We start from the raw sequence: 21,944 nt of genomic DNA on the forward strand, positions 1-21,944 counted from the left end.
TCAACTAACTCTATTTCAAAAACTATTACTTTTATTTTAAAAGAAAAAAGACTGTAGGCAAACTCGAAATTTCGAGTTTGTCTACAGTCTGAAGTGGGCGGCCTGTAGGCCGCCCACTTTTCTGCAACGAAAGCGTAGCGGCAGTTGCAAAAACTGTTTCAAGGGTCTGTAGGCCGCCCACTTTTTGACTCAGAGCAAATAATTTAAATAACGCTAGTTCCATTTGGAGCTAGCTTTTTTGATGTTAATAATGGGGAAAGAAGGGGGTCCATTGTTATAGGGGGGATTAAACTAATAAAAAATCCTCTTCATCAAAAGAATAAAGAGGGAAATCGAGTGGTAGCATGACCAAAGACCCTTTCATCAAGGGAGTGAAAGGGAAATCTGGTTGGAATGAAAAGTAACCAAAATCCTCTTCATCGGGGGAATGAAAAGGGGAATTAGGTGAAAGTATGATCAGAATCCCCTTCATCAAACAAATGTAAAGGAAAATAATTTGGGAAAGCGGTCAAAGTCCCCTATTCAAAAAAGTCGTAACTTCGGCATTAGATAATACGCCAATTTCTTCTTTTTTAAACTTATACTCATCTCAACTCGTATGTCGATAGCTCCCCAAAAATGTTAGGCTTATAAAACATACCTCTGCATCTCACTAGGCATTCACACATTTTTTTATTGGTGCATAACCTACTCTAGGTAAAAAAGTACGAATTTTAGAGGAGGTTATAGCGGTGAGAAAGTGGTTGAAGCCAAGTATTTTTGTGATTATTTCATGCATGATGATGTTCCTTCTCTCTGCATGCGGTAAGCAAGATCTGCAAGAAGTGAAGGTTGGGGAGGTAACACGTTCAATATTCTACGCACCTCAATATGTAGCGATTGAAAAAGGCTTCTTTGAAGAAGAAGGCTTAAAAGTTGAATTATCTACAATTGCAGGTGGAGATAAAACGATGACAGCCCTTTTGTCAGGTGGTATTGATGTTGCTTTAGTTGGTTCTGAGACCTCAATTTATGTAACTGCTCAAGGAGCAAACGACCCAATAAAAAACTTTGCCCAATTAACACAAACTGATGGGACATTCTTAGTTTCTCGAGAAAAAATTGAAAATTTCTCATGGGATATGCTAAAAGGTTCAACTTTCCTTGGACAACGTAAGGGTGGCATGCCTCAAATGGCAGGTGAATTTGTATTAAAGAAACATGATATTAACCCACAAGCTGACCTAGAATTAATTCAAAACATTGACTTTGCGAATGTTTCAACAGCTTTTGCTTCTGGCACTGGTGATTTCGTTCAATTATTCGAACCGACTGCAAGTGTATTTGAACAAGAAGGTGTTGGCCATATTGTTGCGTCATTTGGTGAAGAGTCAGGTCATTTACCATATACAGTGTTCATGACAAAAGATAGCTTTATTAATGAAAATTCTGAAGTGGTTGAGAAATTTACAAGAGCAATAAAAAAAGCTCAAGATTGGGTATACGCATCGTCATCTGAAGAAGTAGCAGAAGTAATTCAACCATTCTTCGAAGATACTGAAGTTGAATTAATTGCGACAGTTGTTGAAAGATATAAATCTCAAGAATCTTACGCAAAAGATCCAATTTTAGATGAAGAGGAATGGAATAACTTACAAGACATTATGGAAGAAGCAGGGGAACTTCCAAAACGTATGGATTATAATGAGCTTGTAGATACTTCGTTTGCAGAAAAGGTAACGGAGTAAAATGACCTTTTTAACAGTTAGCAACGTTCATCACACATATTTTTCAATTAAAGAAGCTACTGAAGCATTACGAGATATTAATTTAACGATACAAAAGGGTGAATTTGTTTCTTTTATCGGACCAAGTGGATGTGGGAAAACGACTTTATTATCAATTATTGCTGGTTTGTTTTCTCCAACAGTAGGTTCGGTTTTAATCGAAAATCAAAAAATATTCGGAAACAAAGAGCTTTCAATAGGGTATATGCTTCAGCAAGATTATTTATTCCCCTGGAAAACGATTGAAGAAAATGTGACGCTTGGGTTAACGTTGCAAAAAAGTGATGAAGATAAGTCGAGAATTGCATCAACTTTATTACAAGACGTTGGATTGCCTCCAGTTGAGAAAAAGTACCCTAGAGAGTTATCAGGAGGTATGAGGCAACGAGTTGCGTTAGCAAGGACATTAGCGGTTGATCCGAAAATTTTATTACTTGATGAGCCGTTTTCAGCACTTGATTATCAATCAAAGTTAAAATTAGAAGATTTAGTTTTTGAAATGTTAAAGCAATATGGAAAAACGGCAGTGCTTGTAACCCATGATATTGGGGAGGCAATTGCTATGAGTGACCGTATCTTTCTATTTTCCGCTCGACCTGGCCGCTTGCATAAGACTTTTGAAGTTCCTGAGGAAATTAGAACATTAACACCATTTGAAGCGCGGGCACATTCAAGTTATTCCTCGCTTTTCCAAATTATTTGGAAGGAGATGGAGGGTCTTGAACATCAACAATCTTCATGAACAATTTAAAGAAAACATTGCAAAAGAAAAACGCTGGGTTCGATTTTATCAATTATTAATTTTACTTGCTTTCTTTACTTTATGGGAAGTTGCTTCTAATTTAAGGTGGATTGACCAACTAATTTTTAGTTCACCATCAAAAATTTGGATATTGTTTTTAGATAATGTAAGGGACGGCACTTTAGCCGTTCATATTAGTTATACTTTATTTGAAACTGTGTTAGGGTTCGTTATTGGTACATTACTAGGAACAATTTTAGCTGCAATTTTGTGGTGGTCACCATTTTTATCTAAAATTTTAGACCCATATTTAGTTATTCTAAATGCGATGCCTAAAGTGGCGTTAGGTCCAATCTTAATTGTGGCGCTTGGTCCGGGGATGACTTCTATTATAACAATGGGTGCGATTATATCTGTAATTATCTCAACAATCGTCATCTATACTTCATTTAAAAATGTGGATGCAAATTACTTAAAGGTATTACAGACTTTTAATGCAACCCGTTTTCAAATGTTTAAAGAAGCAATTTTACCAGCTTCATTCCCGACAATCATTTCAACATTAAAAGTGAACGTAGGTCTTTCGTGGGTTGGGGTAATTGTTGGAGAATTCCTTGTTTCTTCAAAAGGTCTCGGTTATCTCATTATCTACGGATTCCAAGTATTTAATTTCAATCTTGTATTAATGTCATTATTAATCATAGCTATTTTTGCAACAATTATGTATCAACTAGTTGAATTATTAGAGCGAAAACTTATTAAAGATTAATAAAAGGTTAGCCTCTTGCATTATGGAGGCTAACCTTTTTATTGTTGGACGAACGTGCTCATTAGAATTAGAAATCCTCATCTAATTTTGAAGAGGTGCGGAAAAAACGGAATTTCCCTGTTGCTACACGAGCTTCCGTTTTAGTAGCAATACGCTCGTGACAATCATCGCACATATACGTATGAATTGGACGGTTGCGCAATTTTTTTGATAACGGTGAGTCATCATCAAGGTTCGTGATCGTATCGCAAATGACACATTTAACGCGCATAGTTTTACCTCCTATTCGACGCGAATTGCTGCAATATTTCTAATCGGATTGTCAACATTTGACCCATCTGCATATAAAAGATGAACAGGTCCATCTTCTAATAGTGGTTTACCATCCTGACTAAATTTAAAAATTAACTTATAGGCTTCATCCACTGAAAATGCATGTTCCGAACCATCTTTGCATTCAAAAATAACTTTTGTTGCATTTTCTTCTAGTTTTGCATTGTCTAAGAAATATTTAATTGGCATACCAAATGTACCTGTTTTCATACCTTGGCGATCGAATTTTCTCTCTGTTTTCAGTGTTGGAGGAAATGTAGCTCCCTCCATAATTTCGCGAGACCAATGCTTACCCATAGATAATAAATATTTTAGGTCTTCTGATTCTTGTTCATCTGGTTCAGTAAAATAAGTTTTTAAATCAATACGACGATCGTCGAAAATCCAAACAGTTGGATCAATTGTTATTTTATATGTAACGGCACCTTTAATTGGAATAATATTTTCCATACTAAATAAACCCCCTAATTTATCTATCATGTACAGTATACCGCTAGAAATGATGTTTCACAAAGAATTATAATCGATTAATGTTGTATACACTTGCAATTTTATCAGCTAAAAGATAAAATTTACTAAGATAGATTAGAAGAATATTATATATCATAGATGGGGGCGTCCTCATGGATACGAAATCACCAGCTTCCTTCCAGGAAAAAGCAGTGGAATTACTTCTATCAGATGCAGATAAAATAGCACGTTTGATAAGAGTACAGATGGATCATTTAACGATGCCACAATGTCCTTTATATGAAGAAGTCTTAGATACACAAATGTTTGGCTTATCACGTGAAATAGATTTTGCTGTTAAGTTAGGCTTAATTGAGCGTGAACAAGGGAAAAGCATTCTCGATACGTTAGAAAAAGAGCTATCCCTGTTACATGAAGCGTACACAAACAGATAATAGAAAAACTCAAACGCAATTTCGCGATTTGAGTTTTTTTTCTAAAATGAGGTTTTGAAAAATGAGAAAATATTTAGCTACGTATGTAAGGAATTTTGATTACCCTTTATTTTTCACATATGTATTTATGTGTTTATTTGGACTAGTCATGATTTATAGCGCAAGTATGATGGTTGCAATTGTTTACGAAGACGCATCACCAGATTATTTCTATAAAAAACAATTATTTAATTTAGTTGTGGCGGGATTAGCATTTTTAGTTGGTGCTTTTTTTCCCTATAAACACTATAGTAATAAAAAATTAATGGTTGTCTTATTGGGGATCATGTTAGTTTTACTTTTCTGGGTATGGAATTTTGGAGTAGGGGAAGATTCAACTGGTTCGCAAAGTTGGATTAATGTTTTTAATATAACAACCTTTCAGCCTTCGGAATTTGCTAAACTATTTATTATATTATATTTTGCAGGTGCTTTTTATAATAAGAGCCGCAATAATTCAATTGAAGAATTACAACCAAATAATATTATTTATCCGATTATTGTTTGGATTGGCGTGATTTTTTGTGTTGCAAACGAAACCGATTTAGGGGCTGTTGGCATTATCTCTGGCATTGCATTCGCTGTAGTAGCCGCTAGTGGAATTCGTTTTAGAATATTTATGAAATTTTTTGCTGTTTTAGGTGGATTTGGTGCAGCAATTATAGGATTTTTAATGCTTGTTAAAGGTGATGAAATATTAACTCCAAACCGCCTTGGACGATTTAAAGCATTTCTAAACCCATTTGAATATGAAAGTGGGTCTGGCCATCAAGTTATAAACGGATATATTGCAATTGGTTCTGGTGGATTAGATGGCGTTGGTTTGGGGCAATCGATTCAAAAACTTGGTTACTTACCTGAACCGCAAACCGATTTTATTATGGCAATCATTGCGGAAGAATTGGGGATTTTGGGGGTAATTATAGTTCTTGGAGGACTTGGTTTTATTATTTTGAAAGCGCTTCTCATTGCAATTAACACGAAAGACCCATTAGCGCGTATGATTGCCGCGGGGATCGCAAGTTGGATTGCAATTCAAACATTTATTAACTTAGGGGGACTATCGGGACTTATCCCGTTAACCGGTGTTACACTACCTTTTATTAGCTATGGTGGAACATCTATAATATTACTTTCACTAGCCATGGGGATACTAATAAATGTTTCTATGTATGTGAAGTTAGAAAAGAGAAAATTGTAAAAGGGGAGTTTTGGTGGATGGGTAAAATTAATAAGATATTAGTTGCCAATCGTGGCGAAATTGCAATTCGAATTTTTCGTGCATGCAATGAGTTAAATCTGAAAACAGTAGCAATTTATTCTCGTGAAGATAGTGGATCATATCATCGTTACAAGTCTGATGAATCTTACTTAGTGGGTAAAGGGAAAAAACCAATTGATGCATACTTAGATATTGAAGGAATCATTGAAATCGCTAAGCACTCAAATGTAGATGCGATTCACCCTGGTTATGGCTTTTTATCTGAAAATGTCGAGTTTGCTAGACGTTGCGAAGAGGAAGGAATTATATTTATAGGCCCAACTTCAACACATCTACATATGTTTGGTGACAAAGTAAAAGCAAGAGAACAAGCAATTCAGGCAAATATTCCTGTAATACCTGGCAGTGATGGTCCAGTTAACTCTCTTGAAGAAGTGGCAGCATTTGGTGAACAATATGGCTATCCATTAATGATTAAAGCTGCGCTAGGTGGCGGAGGACGTGGAATGCGTCTAGTACAAACAAAAGAAGAGTTAGCATCTGCTTATGAACGTGCAAAATCAGAAGCAAAAGCAGCTTTCGGGTCTGATGAAGTTTATGTAGAGAAGGCAATTATTAAACCGAAGCATATCGAAGTTCAAATTTTAGGTGATGATGAAGGAAATATTGTTCATCTATATGAACGTGACTGTTCTATTCAAAGACGTCATCAAAAGGTTGTTGAAATAGCACCTTCCAATTCAATATCACAAGATTTACGAAATCGTATTTGTGATGCAGCCGTTAAATTAATGAAAAACGTTAATTACGTAAATGCCGGAACAGTAGAATTTTTAGTTTCTGGTGATGATTTCTACTTCATTGAAGTAAATCCACGTATTCAAGTGGAACATACAATTACAGAAATGATTACTGGTATTGATATTGTCCATGCTCAAATTAAAATAGCAGAGGGACAGTCTTTATTCTCCGATTATATTGGAATACCTGAGCAAGATAAAATTCCATTATTCGGTTATGCGATTCAATCTCGTGTAACAACTGAAGATCCAACAAACAACTTTATGCCGGATACAGGGAAGTTAATGGTATACCGCTCAAGTGGAGGATTTGGTGTTCGTTTAGATGCGGGTAACGGTTTCCAAGGTGCTGTTGTTACACCTTACTATGATTCTTTATTAGTAAAAATTTCAACTTGGGGTATGACATTCCGTGAAGCAGCTGCAAAAATGGACCGTAATCTCCGCGAGTTCCGTATTCGTGGTGTAAAAACGAATATTCCGTTTTTAGGTAATGTAGTTTTACATGAGAAATTTATAACTGGGGAATTTGATACGAGCTTTATCGACTCAACGCCAGAATTATTTGAATTCCCAGAAAGAAAAGACCGTGGAACAAAACTATTAAACTATATCGGTAATGTAACTTTAAATGGTTTCCCAGGTATTGAAAAGAAAAAGAAACCTATATTGGTTCAACCTAATAAGCCTAAAATTACTCTTCCAACTGAAGTGCCAAATGGAACAAAGCAAATCTTAGACGAATGTGGCCCTGAAGGTTTAGTAGAGTGGATTAAGCAACAAAATGAAGTTTTATTAACTGATACAACTTTCCGTGATGCACATCAATCATTACTTGCGACACGTGTTCGTTCACAGGATATGTTCCAAATAGCAGATTATAACGCTCGTATGTTGCATAATTTCTTCTCATTTGAAATGTGGGGAGGGGCAACATTTGATGTATCTTATCGTTTCTTAAAAGAAGACCCTTGGGCACGTCTAGAAACGCTTCGCAAACAAATTCCGAATGTCTTGTTCCAAATGTTATTCCGAGGTGCCAATGCAGTTGGTTACCAAAACTATCCAGACAACCTAATTCGTGAATTTATAAAAGAATCTGCAGGGTCAGGTATTGATGTATTCCGAATCTTCGACAGTTTGAACTGGATCAAAGGTATGGAAGTGGCAATTGATGAAGTACGTCAATCTGGGAAAATTGCTGAAGCTACAATTTGTTATACAGGAGATATTTTAGATGATAGCCGTTCGAAATACTCTGTTCAATATTATAAAGATATGGCAAAAGCCTTAGAGGAAACAGGAGCTCATATTTTAGCCATTAAAGATATGGCAGGTTTACTAAAACCAGAAGCTGCTTATCGTTTAGTTTCAGAGTTAAAAGAGGCAACAAATTTACCAATTCATCTTCATACACATGATACTAGTGGAAATGGTATTTACACTTATGCTAGAGCAATTGAAGCAGGTGTCGATATTATTGATACTGCTTTAGGTTCAATGTCTGGTTTGACTTCACAACCAAGCGCAAACTCATTATATTATGCGATGAAAGGCAATAAACGCGAACTTCGCGCGGATATTGAATCATTGGAACAGCTTTCTTACTATTGGGATGATGTTCGTAAGTACTATAACGACTTTGAAAGTGGTATGAATAGTCCGCATTCTGAGATTTATGTGCACGAAATGCCAGGTGGACAATATAGTAACCTACAACAACAAGCGAAAGCAGTAGGATTGGGTGATCGCTGGGATGAAGTGAAAAAGATGTATTCTCGTGTGAACCTATTGTTTGGAGATATTGTTAAAGTAACACCATCTTCAAAAGTTGTAGGTGATATGGCTTTATTTATGGTTCAGAACGACTTAAATGAGGAGAATATTTATACAAGAGGTATAACGATTGACTTCCCAGATTCAGTTGTAGAATTCTTCCAAGGCTATTTAGGGCAACCTCATGGTGGATTCCCAGAAGAATTACAAAAAGTTATTCTTAAAGACCGTGAAGCAATAACGGTTCGTCCAGGTGAATTACTAGAACCAGTTGATTTTAAAGAGCTTGAACAAACAATTGAACAGAAGTTTGGTCGTTCAGCAACTAAACAAGATGTATTAGCCTATGCTCTATATCCAAAGGTGTTTGAACAATATGTTTCAGCTGTAAATCAATTCGGAGATATTTCTGTATTAGATACACCAACGTTCTTCTATGGATTAAAACTCGGCGAAGAAATAGAAGTTGAAATTGAAAAAGGAAAAACATTAATCATAAAATTGATTGAAATTGGTGAGCCTCAGCACGACGGAACTCGTATTATATACTTTGAGTTAAACGGTCAATCACGTGAATTAGTGATTCAAGATTTAACTGTTGAAGTCGATGGAACGATCGCACTAAAAGCTGATCCAAGCAATCCAAACCAAATTGGAGCAACGATGCCTGGTACTGTACTTAAAGTAGTTGTTTCAAAAGGTAGTTCAGTAAAACGTGGAGATCATCTCCTAATTACTGAAGCAATGAAAATGGAAACAACCGTACAAGCGCCAAAAGATGGTGTTGTCAAAGAAGTTTATGCTTCTGCAGGAGACGCAATTTCTACAGGCGACCTACTAATTGAAATTGAGTAAAATAATAATACTATAATTAAAAGGGCTGTCCAGAAATGGATAGCCCTTTTTGATACTTATAAATTTTATTGTTTTTATTCTTGCGGTTACTAGTATTTGAGAAGGTGTCGAATACAACAAATGACTTACTTTTAATTCTCTTAAATTCTATGAACTAGAAAATAGAAAAAAACTCAAAAGGGAGTAAAAATTTCCTTTTCGAGTTTCTAAATAAATATTAATAGTTTAGTTACGATTCTTTTCATTAAGATTACTACGCGCTATTAGGAGTATAAAGTAGCAGAACAAGCCAAATAATAATGAGATAAATAAGGAATGCATTAATGATACGATTAGGTTTAATCTAGTAAAGATAATTAACATTCCTGCTGTTACTTGAAGTATAACGAGAATAAATGCCGTAATCCAACCCCAATAAAGTACTTGTTGATTTTGATAATTCTTGATGGCGTAAACAGTAATATATGTAATCCAAATAAATATTAATAAAACAGCTAGTCGATGTCCCATTTGAACCCATTCATACATATTGTTCGGTAAAGAGAATGGTTGATCATTTCGACATAATGGCCAGTCTAAACAAACCAAACTAGAATCTGTATGTCGAACAAGTGCACCAGTATAAACAACAATATATGAATAAAGTGTGACACCAATTGTATGAAACTTTAATCTTTTATCAATAAAAACTTTATCAGCATCAAATTTCTTATCGACCTCGAATACAATCATTGATAATAGCAATACGGCCGCGAAAGAAATTAATGAAATGCCGAAATGAAGAGCTAGGATGAAATCACCTTGTCCCCATAAAACTTGTGCTGCACCGATTAAAGCTTGTGCAACTAGGAAAAAGATTGCTAAGAACCCTAAAAACTTCACTTCTCGAACATGACCAAGAGAGCGCCAAGTCCAAATAACTAATGCTAAAACAAGTATTGAAACAGATCCCGTTACAAATCTATGGGAAAATTCAATTAATACTTCCGTTGTTATTTCCTTTGGTATGAGAGAACCATTACAATCTGGCCAGTTTCTTCCGCAACCTAAACCACTACCGGTTTTTGTAACGAGAGCTCCACCTAATAAAATTAACAACATACCGATTGTTGTAGCTACAGCAATCCATTTTAATAGTTTATTTTGTTTCTGTTGCATTTTTACTTGAGCCACCTACTTTGTCTATCAACATCGCTCTAAAAAGCGTCTCTGCTTCTAGATAATAGCGAATAATTCAATAAATGACAACTTGAAAAGGATTTCAGTCCCAATACAACCTTACCATTTCACAAATTGTTCATAAATTCGTACTTTATCTTTCACAAATGTATTACTAAAATACATTACTATATAATTGTTGTTTACTGGAAATATTGCAAACATTTACTTTTTTATTAAACTTAATCGAAATTTCACTTAATGTCTAGAAATCAACAACAATTTTCGATATAGTAAATGTTAGCGGAATAGCTTACAAAAGTGAAAGGAGGTTAATATTGCCAAATAGTCCTATGCTTGGATCTGTTAGAGAGAATAATCCTAAAACGATTACAGTACTAAAAGATTTTCTTGCACTTATAAAAATTGGAATTGTAAATTCGATTTAGTGAATATTTTCAAGGTATGTGGTTAGCTTTTCAATTTTACGAATCAAAGCTTTTACAACATCCAGATAAACTGATATGTACGTTGCACATTGCAGCAATGATTATTGATTGATCTGGGCATGAATCACTACATTGATTTGATATTGAAAAGAACAAAGTCAAGACCTATAGAAACTAGCACATTAAAGCAAAGACACGTATTGGCAATATCTCTTTCATTTAATTGTAGGTGAAATTTTGTTATTTATAGTAGCACTTGCTGCTGGCATGTGGGGACTTGTTGGAATTATAGCGTATATTGTTCTATATTCTATGTGGTCTAAAAGGAAGTTTGTGGGTAACACTAAAGGAGAGTATTTCAGAGGTGATTCACTATTAATCGGATGAAATACGTAGAGTATTCTCTTGGAATAGCTGCAATTGTACTATTAATAATGTTAAGTTGGCAACCACATCATTTTTATGGCTAGCCGTGCAACGAACTTATTGAATAACGAGCAGCAAAAATGCCAATGTTACTGGTATTAAAAGGATTTAAAAGAACGTAATTCCATGATATTATGGAGTTTTCCTTTGTTTCCTTTACCACTCCTTTTGGCCAAGTTAGGTATTGGCTTTATAATTTTAGTAACACTATTGAATGTAGGGGCGTTAATATTAGCTATTAATGACTTTACACAAAGATTATTATCTGAAATGGACAAAAAAATGTTCAATTATTCACATGACCATTTTGTTTGTATCCATGATCATCTTTGTCCGTTTTTGTTTAACTTCAATAGTATGGTACAAACCTTGTTAAGTAGGAAGGCACAATAGTTTATGGGATTCTTTCTTAATATAGAATTCAAATATAACGCAAAACCAAGTCCAAGTTACACATGAAATACAAAAAAGAAAGAGGGGTTTAATTAAGCTATGATGAAAGGGCTTAAAAAATGGCGTCTTTTCTCGCTATTAGCAGTGATGACTGTTTTTCTTTCAGCTTGTGGCGAAAATTATATTTCAACACTTAAGCCAGCTGGTGCAGTTGGAAAACAACAGTTGAACTTACTAATATTCTCTACTTCAATTATGGCATTAGTAGTAGTAGTAGTTTCAGTTCTATATTTACTTGCATTTGTGAAGTTCCGTCGTAAAAAACAAGATGAGAACTATATTCCAAAACAAGTAGAAGGAAGTCATACACTTGAAGTTATTTGGACAGTAATTCCGATTATTTTACTTTTAATTTTATCTGTGCCAACGCTTGTAACTACTTATAAATTAGGTGACGTTGCTGCAATGGAACATGTAGACGAAGATGGTAACAAAACAGCATTAACAGTTAATGTTACTGCAAAGTTATACTGGTGGGAATTTGAATATCCAGAACAAGGGATCGTAACTGCTCAAGAACTTGTTGTTCCTACTGATGAAAAGGTTTACTTTAACTTGAAAGCTGCAGATGTTAAGCACTCATTCTGGATTCCATCAATCGGTGGTAAAATGGATACTAACGTTGAAAACGTTAACAAATTCTATTTAGAATTCGATGAGGAATCTCAAGGGCTAAAAGATGGTGTTTTCTACGGTAAGTGTGCTGAGTTATGTGGTCCATCTCACGCTTTAATGGACTTTAAGGTTAAAACTTTAGATCGCGATGCTTTTGATACATGGGTTGCTGCAATGCAAGCAACTGAAGGTCAAACTGCTTCAAAAGATTCAACAGATTTAGGTGAAGCAACATTTGCTGCAAATTGTTTAGGATGTCACGCAGTTTCTGGTGCTGGTGCTAGTGGTGCGATGGGTCCAAACTTAACTGCGTTTGGTGACCGTAATCGCGTTGCGGGTGTATTAGAACATTCTAAAGATAGCATAGAAACTTGGGTAAAAAATCCTGAAAGCATTAAACCAGGTAACTTAATGACTGGTGCTTATGGAAAATTATCTGACGAAGAAGTTAGCGCAGTTGCTGACTATATTATGAGTTTATCTGTAGAAGATTAATTTTGAACTAACTAGATAGAATCTTTGAGGGAGGTTAAAGTTGTGAGCTCTGTCGCAGTCTCTAATAAAAAGGGCTTTGGAGCAGTATTTTGGGACTATTTAACAACTGTAGACCATAAGAAACTAGGTGTTATGTATTTATTAGCTGGAACATTGTTCTTTGCTATTGCTGGTTTCGAAGCGCTTTTAATGCGTATTCAGTTGATGGTTCCAAACAACGATTTTGTTTCAGCTGGTCTTTTTAATCAATTATTAACAATGCATGGTACTACAATGCTATTCTTAGCTGCTACACCATTGCTATTTGGATTTATGAACGCTGTTGTACCTTTACAAATTGGTGCACGTGACGTTGCGTTTCCATTCTTAAACTCATTAGGATTTTGGTTATTCTTCCTAGGAGCTGTATTTTTACATTTATCATTCTTCTTAGGTGGAGCTCCTGATGCTGGGTGGACTTCTTATGCATCATTATCTTTATATTCACCTGGACATGGTATTGATTTCTATGTATTAGGGTTACAAATTTCTGGTGCGGGTACGTTAATTTCTGGTATTAACTTCATTGTTACAATTATTACAATGCGTGCACCTGGTATGACGTTCATGCGTATGCCTTTGTTTACTTGGACTACTTTAATTACAAGTGCATTAATTATGTTCGCATTCCCTCCACTTACAGTTGGTTTATTCTTTATGTTAGTGGACCGTATGTTCGAAGCAAATTTCTTTGATCATACAATGGGTGGTAATACAATAATTTGGGAGCATTTATTCTGGATTTTTGGTCACCCTGAAGTATATATCTTAGTATTACCTGCATTCGGTTTATTCTCTGAAATTATTCCGGTATTTGCACGTAAGCGTTTATTTGGATATTCTTCAATGGTATTCGCTACAATTTTAATTGGATTCTTAGGATTCATGGTTTGGGCTCACCACATGTTTACAACAGGTCTTGGGCCAACTGCTAACGCAATTTTCGCTGTAGCAACAATGGCAATTGCTGTTCCAACTGGTATGAAAGTATTTAACTGGATTCTAACTATTTGGGGCGGTTCAATTAAAGTTACTGTTCCAATGTTATGGGCTTTAGGATTCATTCCATCATTCGTAGCTGGTGGGGTAACAGGGGTTATGCAGGCAACTGCACCATTAGATTACCAATTACATGATTCTTATTTCATCGTAGCTCACTTCCACTACGTAATCGTTGGTGGGATTGTAACAGCTATTTTTGGTTCAATGCATTTTTATTGGCCAATTATGTTTAACCGTGCATTAGGTGAAAAATTGGGAGTATTGACTTTCTGGACATTCTTTATTGGATTCCATTTAACATTCTTCCTTCAACATTTCTTAGGTTTAATGGGTATGCCACGTCGTGTGTTCACGTACCAAGCAAATCAAGGTTGGGATTTATTCAACTTTATTTCATCAATCGGTGCAATTTTGATGGCAATCGGTGTTATTTTATTAGTTCTAAACATTTTAATATCAATTAAATCTAAACCATTAAATTGTCGTGACTACTGGGAAGATGGACGTTCACTTGAGTGGGCAATTAAAACTCCAGTACCTTTCTACAACTTTAAACAAACTCCACTTGTTCGTGGATTTGATCCATACTGGCTTGAAAAACATGAAGGTAACAAAGAAGGAATGACATATGCAGAGCCTTTAAGTGATATTCATATGCCTAATAATTCTATTTTACCTTTAATTATGTCAATCGGTATGTTTATCGCAGCATTTGGTGCTCTTTACCATCCAGATGGAGTATCATGGTCAATTCCGGTAATCATTATTGGATTAGGTATTACAGTAGCTTCAATGATTACTCGTTCAGTAAAAGACGATCTAGGTTTCCATGTTCATGTTGAAGAAGTAATTGCAACAGAAGAACAACTTTATGGAAAAGGGGGTAACAAATAATGGAAGAGACAAAATTCACCCCTCAAACTTGGCCTGACCGAGCAGAACAAGCTACACAGGAAGGAAAAAACAAGCTAGTTGGTATTTGGATTTTTATCTGTAGTGATATTACACTATTTGCCAGTGTATTTGCTACTTACCTTTCATTAAGAAACAAAGGTCCTGCTGGAATGGAGTTCTCAACTCAAAATTTATTTGAACTTCCACTTGCCTTTGTTATGACGATGTTACTCTTAACATCTTCATTAACATCTGTTTACGCTATGTATCATATGAAAAACCATAATTTTAAGGGTGTTCAACTTTGGATGTCTATTACTGTTCTTTTAGGACTTGGATTCTTAGCACTTGAAATTTATGAGTTCAATCACTATGTACACATTGGATTTGGTTATACACAATCCGCGTTCTCCTCTGCCTTCTTTACACTAGTTGGAACACACGGATTACACGTTGTGATTGGTTTAGTGTGGATTGTTTGTTTAATTGTAAGAAACGCTAAACGAGGTTTAAACTTATATAATGCTCCAAAATATTATGCTGCATCTATTTTCTGGCATTTTATTGATGTTGTTTGGGTATTCATCTTTACTGTTGTATACTTGATGGGGGTGTTAGGATAATATGGCACATAATACACAGGTTCAAATTAAGACCAAAGCTGAATTTGAATATGAGCGTCATCACAATGCAGTGCATATGCGTAAACAAGTTGTAAACTTTGCGATTATGATTTTCTTAACATTTGTCGCATTCGCATCAGTTGCTGCTGGTTTCTCAAAATACTTTGTTGTACCTGTTATTTTACTTCTAGCTGCTGTTCAAGTCGTACTACAACTTTATTCATTCATGCACATGGATGACAAAAAAACTCATCATATGGGAATAATTCAAACTTTTGTTTGGAGTGGTGTATTAATCATCTTCCCAATTTTTGTTACTTTCTTAACTATTATTTGGTGGTAAGGATTGTTAACAAGAGCTCGACTAAAATTAGTCGAGCTCTTTTTTATGTATAAATTAATCTTATTTAATAAGTCTAATTGTAGAATAATACTTATAATTGTCAAAGTTCGTTCATTGATGTTACGATGTAAGCGTTCTATAATATTACTATTGAAGGATTAAAGGAGCGAAAAGCAAATGCCCTTAAGTATATTTGGTTTTCAAGCGTTATGGAGCCCTTATTTAATTGGGGTAATCATATTCCTAACTGTTGTATATTTTTTGGTTACGGTTGTTTGGAGAAAAGATTTTAAAGTAAGTGAACCTTTAAAAAGAAGTGAGGCAATATATTTTGTTATAGCTATGATCTTACTTTATATCGTAAAAGGTTCTCCTATTGATTTACTGTCTCATATTATGTTCACATATCATATGGTTCAGATGGCTCTCCTACTTTTATTAATTCCGATGCTAATTATAAAAGGGATTCCATGGTGGATTTGGAAAATAGTTGTGGATGCACCAGTAGTAAAGGGAATATTTAAAATCTTTGCGCAACCAGTTGTGGCATTATTTGTATTTGCCCTGATGTTCTCGGTTTATCATATTCCTCTAGTTTTCGATACAATTAAACTCGATGAGACGTTTCATGGTATTTTTACATTTTTCTTATTTTTATCTGCATTCTTCATGAATTGGCCTCTAATCAACAATGTAGATGGTCAGTACAAAATGAAAAGCCTGTATAAAATCGGCTATATTATCGGAAACGCAGTTTTAATTACGCCTGCTTGTGCACTCATTATCTTTGCGCCAGAAGCAATGTATGCAACTTATACTGACGGGGAAACTTGGTTAAAAGCAATGGAGCTATGTGTACCAGCTTCAACGTTATCTGGATTAACATTATCTGGCCCTGAATTGTTTAATAACATGAGCCCAGTTGGTGATCAGCAATTAGGCGGGGTTCTTATGAAAATTCTTCAAGAAATCATCTTTGCGGTTGTTTTATTTAGAGTGTTCCGTGTTTGGTGGAGAGAAGAACGTAAGAATGACGATGAAATTACAGAAAAAGCATTAAGGGATTTCCAAGCTTCCAAAAATCAAACTCAACAATTCTAAACGTGTGTTCGGTCCAAAAATACTGGGGCCGAATACATCTAATTTGGAAAATACATAAAAATGATAGGGAGAATGTTTCTTATGGGTTTACCTATTCTACCAACAATTAGTACTTTCTTTATTGTACTTAGTGCAATTTTAGTTGCGATTGGCTGGGTACAAATTTTTAAGGGGAAAGTTGAAGCACATAAAAAAGTTATGCTAGCTGCTGGAATTTCAGCATTATTATTCTTTATTATTTATGCTTCGAGAACGGTCTTCATTGGTAATACTTCTTTTGGCGGGCCAGATGAAATAAAAATTTATTATACTTTCTTCTTAGTATTCCACATAATTTTAGCAACGGTTGGAGCAGTATTTGGAATTGTAAGTATTGTAACAGGTCTTAAAACAAAATACACACTCCATAGAAAAATTGGACCAATTACAAGTATTATTTGGTTCTTTGTTGCAATAACGGGTGTTATGGTTTACCTATTACTTTACGTAATCTACAAGGGCGGCGAAACAACATCTGTTATAAAGGCAATATTAGGAATATAATACAAAACAAACTGTATGATGAAATAGGTACAACATTCATCATACAGTTTTTTATATAGTTAACCTATGAAAATAAAAAACTACCCAAAAGTGTTTGAGTAGTTATTAATCAGTTAGACAGAGTAATAGAATTAAACTTCTACTGTTTCTGCAGAATATGTTTTTGTATCGTTATCGATTCCATGTTCAGCAAAATCTTTTTTAATGTTTGCTAAAAGTTCTTCGCATTTTTTAACTAAATGATTTGGAAACACTTCGTCTTCGCCGTATTCAACACCATGTGGATAGTAGTATTTACCAAGTGCAGGCTTTTGGATTTTAAGTACTGCATCTTTAGCACCAACATCCCCTGAAACAGCACTACAGAATACACGTAAGTAGAAGCGGCCTTCTTTAATGTCAAAACGACGATCAAAAGTCATGCGGTCATAGTCCCAACCACCATGGCATTCTAAACCTTGTTTTTTCATAACGCTTACTAGAAGCTCTTGGTCTACTGTTATATTTTCAAGAGTTTTGTTTTCAAAATACATACAATAATCCTCCTTTAGCATTCGTACATTAGTTTTAAGCTCATATTTATAATAGAGCAAATTAACTTTTGTTGCAATGGCAACATTGTGTCAGGCAAGGTATAATTAGTATTATATGCTATCCTATTTCCATTAATAGAAAGGTCCAAAAATACCTTAAGGTCATTGGTAACTTTCTAAAGGTAGTCATTTAATTTAATTGATCAAGTCAATACACATGTGTAAATAAATTTTTAACTAGATGCATTTTATTTTCTGGTAAATTAGATATTAGAAAAAGGCATGGTATAAAATGAAAACATTATTTAGAATTTTGATTGTAATCTCTGCTTTAGCCATTATATATTATTATTCCTCTGATTCTATTGATGAGTACGAACCTTTAGAGGGACCGAATTCTTCGTCACCTTTAATCCCAAAAACTGGTGAACAATTACAAAACTTTGAACAAGGTTTACCTAGGCCAGAAAAAGGTTTATCAATTTGGATTGATAAAAAGAGTAGTGAGTTAGAAAAACAGTATGGGGAACCTGATCGAATCGATCAAACAGCCTTCGGATATGAATGGTGGGTTTATAATGCGAAACGTAGTAAATTTGTTATGTTTGGTGTTGAGGATGGCATCGTAAGTCAGGTTTACATAAGTGGACAGGAATTAGATGCGAGTCCTTATCATATTGGTCAAAATTTAGATGAAATTTATCGTATGACCATCGTAGATACTGAAGTAAGTGCAACAATTGATGAAAATATATATACCTTTTCTATGAATGAAGAGGACATGCGTACACGAATTCTAACTAAATTTGATGGACTTTTTGCGCAACTCTATATGGACTCTGAAAACGAAACATTAAATGGAATCCGTTTTATGAACAGTAAAACTTTAGTAGTACATAAACCATATGAAATGACTTTTGCTGGTGAATTAATAACTGCACCTAGTCCAACTTCATATTTATTAGAAGAAAGCAATTTAGGAAGTGCGAACCAACTATTTGATTTAATTAATAGCTTTCGTATTCAACATGGTGTACCCGAATTAATCTCAAATGAAGAGTTAACGAATTCGGCCAGATCTCATAGTGAGGAAATGTACACTAAAAATTACTTGTCCCATGATTCACCTTCAAATGGAAGCCTAAAAGAACGTTTAGACGCACAAGGCATCTCTTATGATGAAGTAGGTGAAAATTTAGCATCTGCTTACTTTGATTCAATTGAAGCTGTTCATGGTTGGCTTAACTCCAAAGATCACCGTGAAGTAATGCTGGATGAAAAATACACTCACGTTGGGTCAGGAGTATTTATGAATTACTATACTCAAATTTTAATTAATGAAAAAGAAAGAATGGGAGATAAGCAGTCCGAACTAAAAGATCTTGAAGAATAAACCTATTCTAATTTAATTTAAACTTCATTCTTTACACAAGTTTCTTTATTAAAAATCTTAAGAACTCATATGATTTACGCCAAGTTCGTGAAAAAAGTCGAACTTGGCGTTTTATTGTTAGTTCAAAAAGCATACCTTATTTTAAAGTTGTCATTAGAATAATTAACTAGAAAAAACAGCCCAACTTTTTTAATAGATGGGCTGTTTTTTGTGTCATGTATAAATTCTGGGCATAGAATATGTGAAAAGGAGTGACAACTTGCAACTTGCAGAACTATTGAAAGATTGGCCTTGTACGGTTAAAGGAGGTTCTATTCGAGTAGAAGTACTCGGATTAGAAGACTATGCACAACAGGTTAAAGAAGGCGATTTATTCGTAGTACGTAAAGGCAATAAAGAAGATGGACTAAAATATGTAGATATTGCAATTGATAATGGAGCAGTTGGAGTTGTTATTGAGGATGAAAAATTACTAGATAGCTTAAAATTATCTGTACCATTAATTTGGGTACCAAATAGTTTAAAATTCATGTCCTATTGTGCAGCAAAGTTAAATCGTTTCCCAGCAGATGCAATGCAGGTTATTGCAATTACAGGGACAAACGGAAAAACAACAGTAAGTCATTTCATCGGACAGCTACTACATGCACTACATAAAAATGTAATTGTTATCGGAACAAACGGTCTTTTTATCAATGGTGAAGAAGTAAAGTTAAACTATGAACATTTGACAACATTACAACCAAAACATTTACACAGAATACTTAAAATTGCGGTGCAACGGGGAGTACAGTATGTAGTTTTAGAAGCTTCGTCAATGGGACTTGCAAAACATCGTTTGGATGACTGTTCAATTGACTATGGGGTGTTTTTAAATTTAGCGGAAGATCATATAGAAGATCATGGCTCGTATGAAAAATATAAAGCTTCAAAACAAATCCTTGCCACTTTAGCGAGTAAACTAGTGTTAAATGGTGACGATTCTTTTTGCAGAACAGTTGGGTTACAAGCAAAGAAGCCAAAAGTTTACTTTGGTTTAGGCAATCGAGTAGATTTTCAACTACAGTTATTAGCTGAAGGCTTACATTGCTCTACTGTTTGTCTACAAAGCAATAAGGGGCAGAAAGTATTTACTATACCGTTCGTCGGGGAACATCATTTACAAAATGCAATAGCTGCAATTACAACGACAACTGAATTAGGATTTGAGATTGAAAAGGTATGTCAAGCAGCTGAAAAATTACATTTACCAAAAGGTAGGCTCGAATCGATAGAAAACGATTTAAATCTATCAATCTTTATTGATTATGCTCATACAGAAGCAGCATTACGAGCAGTATTAAAGACTTTAAAGAAAACAACGGAACGTAATTTAATCGTTGTTTTTAGCTGCGGTGGAGATCGTGATAAACATAAACGCATAAAAATGGGGGCAGTTGCTTCTAAATATGCAGATTATATATATTTGACGATGGATAACCCAAGAAGTGAGGATCCAGAAGTCATCAATGCTCAAATTGCAGCAGGGTTTTTAGCAAACCAAAAATATGAAATGGTCCTAGACCGTGGAGAAGCAATAGAAACAGCAATACGCAATGCAAAAGAAGGAGATACAATTCTAATCGCAGGGAAAGGTCATGAAACAACACAAATCATTGGAGCAAAGCAAATAAGATTCTCTGATTTTGAGTGTGTTAAATCTGTATTAGAAAAAAGTTTATCCGATCAGAAAGAGTAACTATCCACACACCGTTTTCTCCTTATTTTCTACTTATGCTAAATAAATCAAATCCGTATAAGTATTAGAAATACCAACAAGATAAAATTTCTGCTATTATAAGTAGAGATAGGGGGAATAATAAAATGATGATGACTACCGAATGGGTATTCATTTTAGATACAGTTGATGAATTAAGTTCAATGATTCTTTCCTCTGAACAAGCGCAAAATTTAAGAGGTGCACATCTCGATGTTTACAGTGATAAAGCACTGGTGCAACAAATTGCTACATTTAATCGAATGAAAGAACAATATGAGGATGTGCAGCGTTTCGGTAAGTATCATCCTGATTACAATACAATTATGAAGAAAATTCGTGAGCAAAAACGACAACTAGATTTAGATGATCGAATAGCGAATTTAAAGATAGCAGAAAACGAGTTTCAAGATCTACTAGACGAAGTGAGTCTTTTAATAGGAAAATCAGTTTCTGAAGCTGTTAAGGTGCCAGTAAGCAATCCGTTTTATTCAACAGGGTCTTCTTGTGGAAGTGGCTGCGGTACTGGTGGCGGATGTTCTTGTTCAGCGTAAAGTAGGAGTCCCTTTAGGGGACTCCTACTTTTCTGCACCGAAAGGGAAGCGACAGGTGCATTATAAATTGAAAAATAAAAAGAAGCTGGGACATAAGTAGAATTTTTTAGGAAAGCCACTATTATCTTTAATAAAATATTGATATTTTATAGTTTGAGAGCAATAAGTGTTAGCCATTCTCCGAAAAACCGCGGCCTACCACTGTAAGCCGCGCCAATTTCCGGAAAGTTTAGAAGGACAAATCTTATGTGAGCGGACCTTACACAATGCACAAAGACAAGTCGTAAAGACACGTACAACGTGGCTTTATGACTTGTTTGCTTAGTCCGCTCTCACCGGATCTTTAATAGGATTCATCAA

At 34.9% G+C, this 21,944-nt stretch carries 19 protein-coding genes; 15 read left to right on the forward strand and 4 right to left on the reverse strand.

Features of this window, described 5'->3' with window-relative positions; all coding sequences use genetic code 11:
- Nucleotides 1-776 precede the first annotated feature (776 nt).
- Genes JOD29_RS07265 through JOD29_RS07275 form a run of 3 tightly spaced genes read left to right on the forward strand, consistent with a single transcriptional unit; the run spans nt 777 to nt 3,277 of the window.
- The gene (locus tag JOD29_RS07265; protein ID WP_124764144.1) at nt 777-1,727 is read left to right on the forward strand and encodes an ABC transporter substrate-binding protein; all 951 of its coding nucleotides are present in this window, start codon (nt 777-779) and stop codon (nt 1,725-1,727) included.
- Between the two features lies 1 nt (nt 1,728).
- On the forward strand, nt 1,729-2,508 hold the full coding sequence (locus JOD29_RS07270; RefSeq protein ID WP_124764136.1) for an ABC transporter ATP-binding protein: 780 nt from the start codon (nt 1,729-1,731) through the stop codon (nt 2,506-2,508).
- Nucleotides 2,486-3,277, forward strand: coding sequence for an ABC transporter permease (locus tag JOD29_RS07275; RefSeq protein WP_124764135.1), 792 nt, complete (start codon nt 2,486-2,488; stop codon nt 3,275-3,277). The genes JOD29_RS07270 and JOD29_RS07275 overlap by 23 nt, the downstream gene beginning before the upstream one ends.
- Before the next feature lie 67 nt (nt 3,278-3,344).
- On the opposite strand, the gene JOD29_RS07280 is transcribed toward JOD29_RS07275, so the two are convergent.
- Together JOD29_RS07280 and JOD29_RS07285 are read right to left on the reverse strand one after the other, a co-directional pair.
- Complete coding sequence (locus JOD29_RS07280; RefSeq protein ID WP_124764134.1) at nt 3,345-3,548, reverse strand: YlaI family protein; 204 nt, start codon at nt 3,546-3,548, stop codon at nt 3,345-3,347.
- 11 nt (nt 3,549-3,559) lie between these two features.
- Entirely contained in the window at nt 3,560-4,060 is a 501-nt protein-coding gene (locus tag JOD29_RS07285; protein ID WP_124764133.1) for a peptidyl-prolyl cis-trans isomerase, read from the reverse strand.
- A gap of 173 nt (nt 4,061-4,233) precedes the next feature.
- On the opposite strand from JOD29_RS07285, the gene JOD29_RS07290 reads away from it, so the two are divergent.
- From JOD29_RS07290 to pyc, 3 genes are all read left to right on the forward strand, one after another.
- Entirely contained in the window at nt 4,234-4,515 is a 282-nt protein-coding gene (locus tag JOD29_RS07290; protein ID WP_124764132.1) for an Fpa/YlaN family protein, read from the forward strand.
- A 61-nt stretch (nt 4,516-4,576) separates the two neighbouring features.
- Nucleotides 4,577-5,755, forward strand: a complete 1,179-nt coding sequence (locus JOD29_RS07295) for an FtsW/RodA/SpoVE family cell cycle protein (protein WP_124764131.1) — start codon at nt 4,577-4,579, stop codon at nt 5,753-5,755.
- Between the two features lie 17 nt (nt 5,756-5,772).
- Nucleotides 5,773-9,207, forward strand: a complete 3,435-nt coding sequence (pyc, locus tag JOD29_RS07300) for a pyruvate carboxylase (protein WP_124764130.1) — start codon at nt 5,773-5,775, stop codon at nt 9,205-9,207.
- 225 nt (nt 9,208-9,432) lie between these two features.
- Here the strand turns inward: pyc and JOD29_RS07305 are convergent, their stop codons facing one another.
- Complete coding sequence (locus tag JOD29_RS07305) at nt 9,433-10,365, reverse strand: COX15/CtaA family protein (RefSeq protein WP_124764129.1); 933 nt, start codon at nt 10,363-10,365, stop codon at nt 9,433-9,435.
- Between the two features lie 1,367 nt (nt 10,366-11,732).
- Here JOD29_RS07305 and coxB point away from each other — a divergent pair.
- The 6 genes from coxB (at nt 11,733) to JOD29_RS07340 (ending at nt 17,348) form a co-directional block, all read left to right on the forward strand.
- Nucleotides 11,733-12,803, forward strand: a complete 1,071-nt coding sequence (coxB, locus tag JOD29_RS07315; RefSeq protein WP_124764128.1) for a cytochrome c oxidase subunit II — start codon at nt 11,733-11,735, stop codon at nt 12,801-12,803.
- Nucleotides 12,804-12,845: 42 nt separating this feature from the next.
- On the forward strand, nt 12,846-14,738 hold the full coding sequence (locus tag JOD29_RS07320) for a cytochrome c oxidase subunit I (RefSeq protein ID WP_124764127.1): 1,893 nt from the start codon (nt 12,846-12,848) through the stop codon (nt 14,736-14,738).
- Nucleotides 14,738-15,361, forward strand: a complete 624-nt coding sequence (locus JOD29_RS07325) for a cytochrome (ubi)quinol oxidase subunit III (protein ID WP_124764126.1) — start codon at nt 14,738-14,740, stop codon at nt 15,359-15,361. Before JOD29_RS07320 ends, JOD29_RS07325 begins: the two co-directional genes overlap by 1 nt.
- Nucleotide 15,362: 1 nt before the next feature.
- Nucleotides 15,363-15,704 (forward strand): cytochrome C oxidase subunit IV family protein, encoded by a 342-nt coding sequence (locus JOD29_RS07330; protein WP_124764125.1) that lies wholly within the window; start codon nt 15,363-15,365, stop codon nt 15,702-15,704.
- Between the two features lie 177 nt (nt 15,705-15,881).
- The gene (gene ctaG / locus JOD29_RS07335) at nt 15,882-16,805 is read left to right on the forward strand and encodes a cytochrome c oxidase assembly factor CtaG (protein ID WP_124764124.1); all 924 of its coding nucleotides are present in this window, start codon (nt 15,882-15,884) and stop codon (nt 16,803-16,805) included.
- Nucleotides 16,806-16,886: 81 nt separating this feature from the next.
- A complete protein-coding gene (locus JOD29_RS07340) occupies nt 16,887-17,348 on the forward strand; it encodes a DUF420 domain-containing protein (RefSeq protein ID WP_124764123.1) in 462 nt (153 codons plus the stop codon).
- A 131-nt stretch (nt 17,349-17,479) separates the two neighbouring features.
- On the opposite strand, the gene JOD29_RS07345 is transcribed toward JOD29_RS07340, so the two are convergent.
- The gene (locus JOD29_RS07345) at nt 17,480-17,881 is read right to left on the reverse strand and encodes a YugN family protein (RefSeq protein ID WP_124764122.1); all 402 of its coding nucleotides are present in this window, start codon (nt 17,879-17,881) and stop codon (nt 17,480-17,482) included.
- A 292-nt stretch (nt 17,882-18,173) separates the two neighbouring features.
- Here JOD29_RS07345 and JOD29_RS07350 point away from each other — a divergent pair, with 292 nt between their 5' ends.
- The 3 genes from JOD29_RS07350 (at nt 18,174) to JOD29_RS07360 (ending at nt 21,584) form a co-directional block, all read left to right on the forward strand.
- Nucleotides 18,174-19,274 carry a CAP domain-containing protein gene (locus JOD29_RS07350; RefSeq protein WP_124764121.1) on the forward strand — a complete coding sequence of 367 codons (1,101 nt, stop codon included), beginning with the start codon at nt 18,174-18,176 and terminating at the stop codon, nt 19,272-19,274.
- Nucleotides 19,275-19,533: 259 nt separating this feature from the next.
- A complete protein-coding gene (locus JOD29_RS07355) occupies nt 19,534-21,012 on the forward strand; it encodes a UDP-N-acetylmuramoyl-L-alanyl-D-glutamate--2,6-diaminopimelate ligase (RefSeq protein WP_124764120.1) in 1,479 nt (492 codons plus the stop codon).
- A 125-nt stretch (nt 21,013-21,137) separates the two neighbouring features.
- Entirely contained in the window at nt 21,138-21,584 is a 447-nt protein-coding gene (locus tag JOD29_RS07360) for a YlbF/YmcA family competence regulator (RefSeq protein ID WP_124764119.1), read from the forward strand.
- Nucleotides 21,585-21,944: the final 360 nt, after the last annotated feature.

This window comes from Lysinibacillus composti, from assembly GCF_016908465.1.
Classification (GTDB): Bacteria; Bacillota; Bacilli; order Bacillales_A; family Planococcaceae; genus Ureibacillus; species Ureibacillus composti_A.

What these genes read in the sequence shown, in the direction of transcription:
- JOD29_RS07265 (WP_124764144.1), top strand. Translation starts at nt 777, where the DNA reads ATGATGATGTTCCTTCTCTCTGCATGCGGTAAGCAAGATCTGCAAGAA.
- JOD29_RS07270 (WP_124764136.1), top strand. Translation starts at nt 1,729, where the DNA reads ATGACCTTTTTAACAGTTAGCAACGTTCATCACACATATTTTTCAATT.
- JOD29_RS07280 (WP_124764134.1), bottom strand. Translation starts at nt 3,548, where the DNA reads ATGCGCGTTAAATGTGTCATTTGCGATACGATCACGAACCTTGATGAT.
- JOD29_RS07285 (WP_124764133.1), bottom strand. Translation starts at nt 4,060, where the DNA reads ATGGAAAATATTATTCCAATTAAAGGTGCCGTTACATATAAAATAACA.
- JOD29_RS07290 (WP_124764132.1), top strand. Translation starts at nt 4,234, where the DNA reads ATGGATACGAAATCACCAGCTTCCTTCCAGGAAAAAGCAGTGGAATTA.
- JOD29_RS07295 (WP_124764131.1), top strand. Translation starts at nt 4,577, where the DNA reads ATGAGAAAATATTTAGCTACGTATGTAAGGAATTTTGATTACCCTTTA.
- pyc (WP_124764130.1), top strand. Translation starts at nt 5,773, where the DNA reads ATGGGTAAAATTAATAAGATATTAGTTGCCAATCGTGGCGAAATTGCA.
- JOD29_RS07305 (WP_124764129.1), bottom strand. Translation starts at nt 10,365, where the DNA reads ATGCAACAGAAACAAAATAAACTATTAAAATGGATTGCTGTAGCTACA.
- coxB (WP_124764128.1), top strand. Translation starts at nt 11,733, where the DNA reads ATGATGAAAGGGCTTAAAAAATGGCGTCTTTTCTCGCTATTAGCAGTG.
- JOD29_RS07325 (WP_124764126.1), top strand. Translation starts at nt 14,738, where the DNA reads ATGGAAGAGACAAAATTCACCCCTCAAACTTGGCCTGACCGAGCAGAA.
- JOD29_RS07330 (WP_124764125.1), top strand. Translation starts at nt 15,363, where the DNA reads ATGGCACATAATACACAGGTTCAAATTAAGACCAAAGCTGAATTTGAA.
- ctaG (WP_124764124.1), top strand. Translation starts at nt 15,882, where the DNA reads ATGCCCTTAAGTATATTTGGTTTTCAAGCGTTATGGAGCCCTTATTTA.
- JOD29_RS07340 (WP_124764123.1), top strand. Translation starts at nt 16,887, where the DNA reads ATGGGTTTACCTATTCTACCAACAATTAGTACTTTCTTTATTGTACTT.
- JOD29_RS07345 (WP_124764122.1), bottom strand. Translation starts at nt 17,881, where the DNA reads ATGTATTTTGAAAACAAAACTCTTGAAAATATAACAGTAGACCAAGAG.
- JOD29_RS07350 (WP_124764121.1), top strand. Translation starts at nt 18,174, where the DNA reads ATGAAAACATTATTTAGAATTTTGATTGTAATCTCTGCTTTAGCCATT.
- JOD29_RS07360 (WP_124764119.1), top strand. Translation starts at nt 21,138, where the DNA reads ATGATGATGACTACCGAATGGGTATTCATTTTAGATACAGTTGATGAA.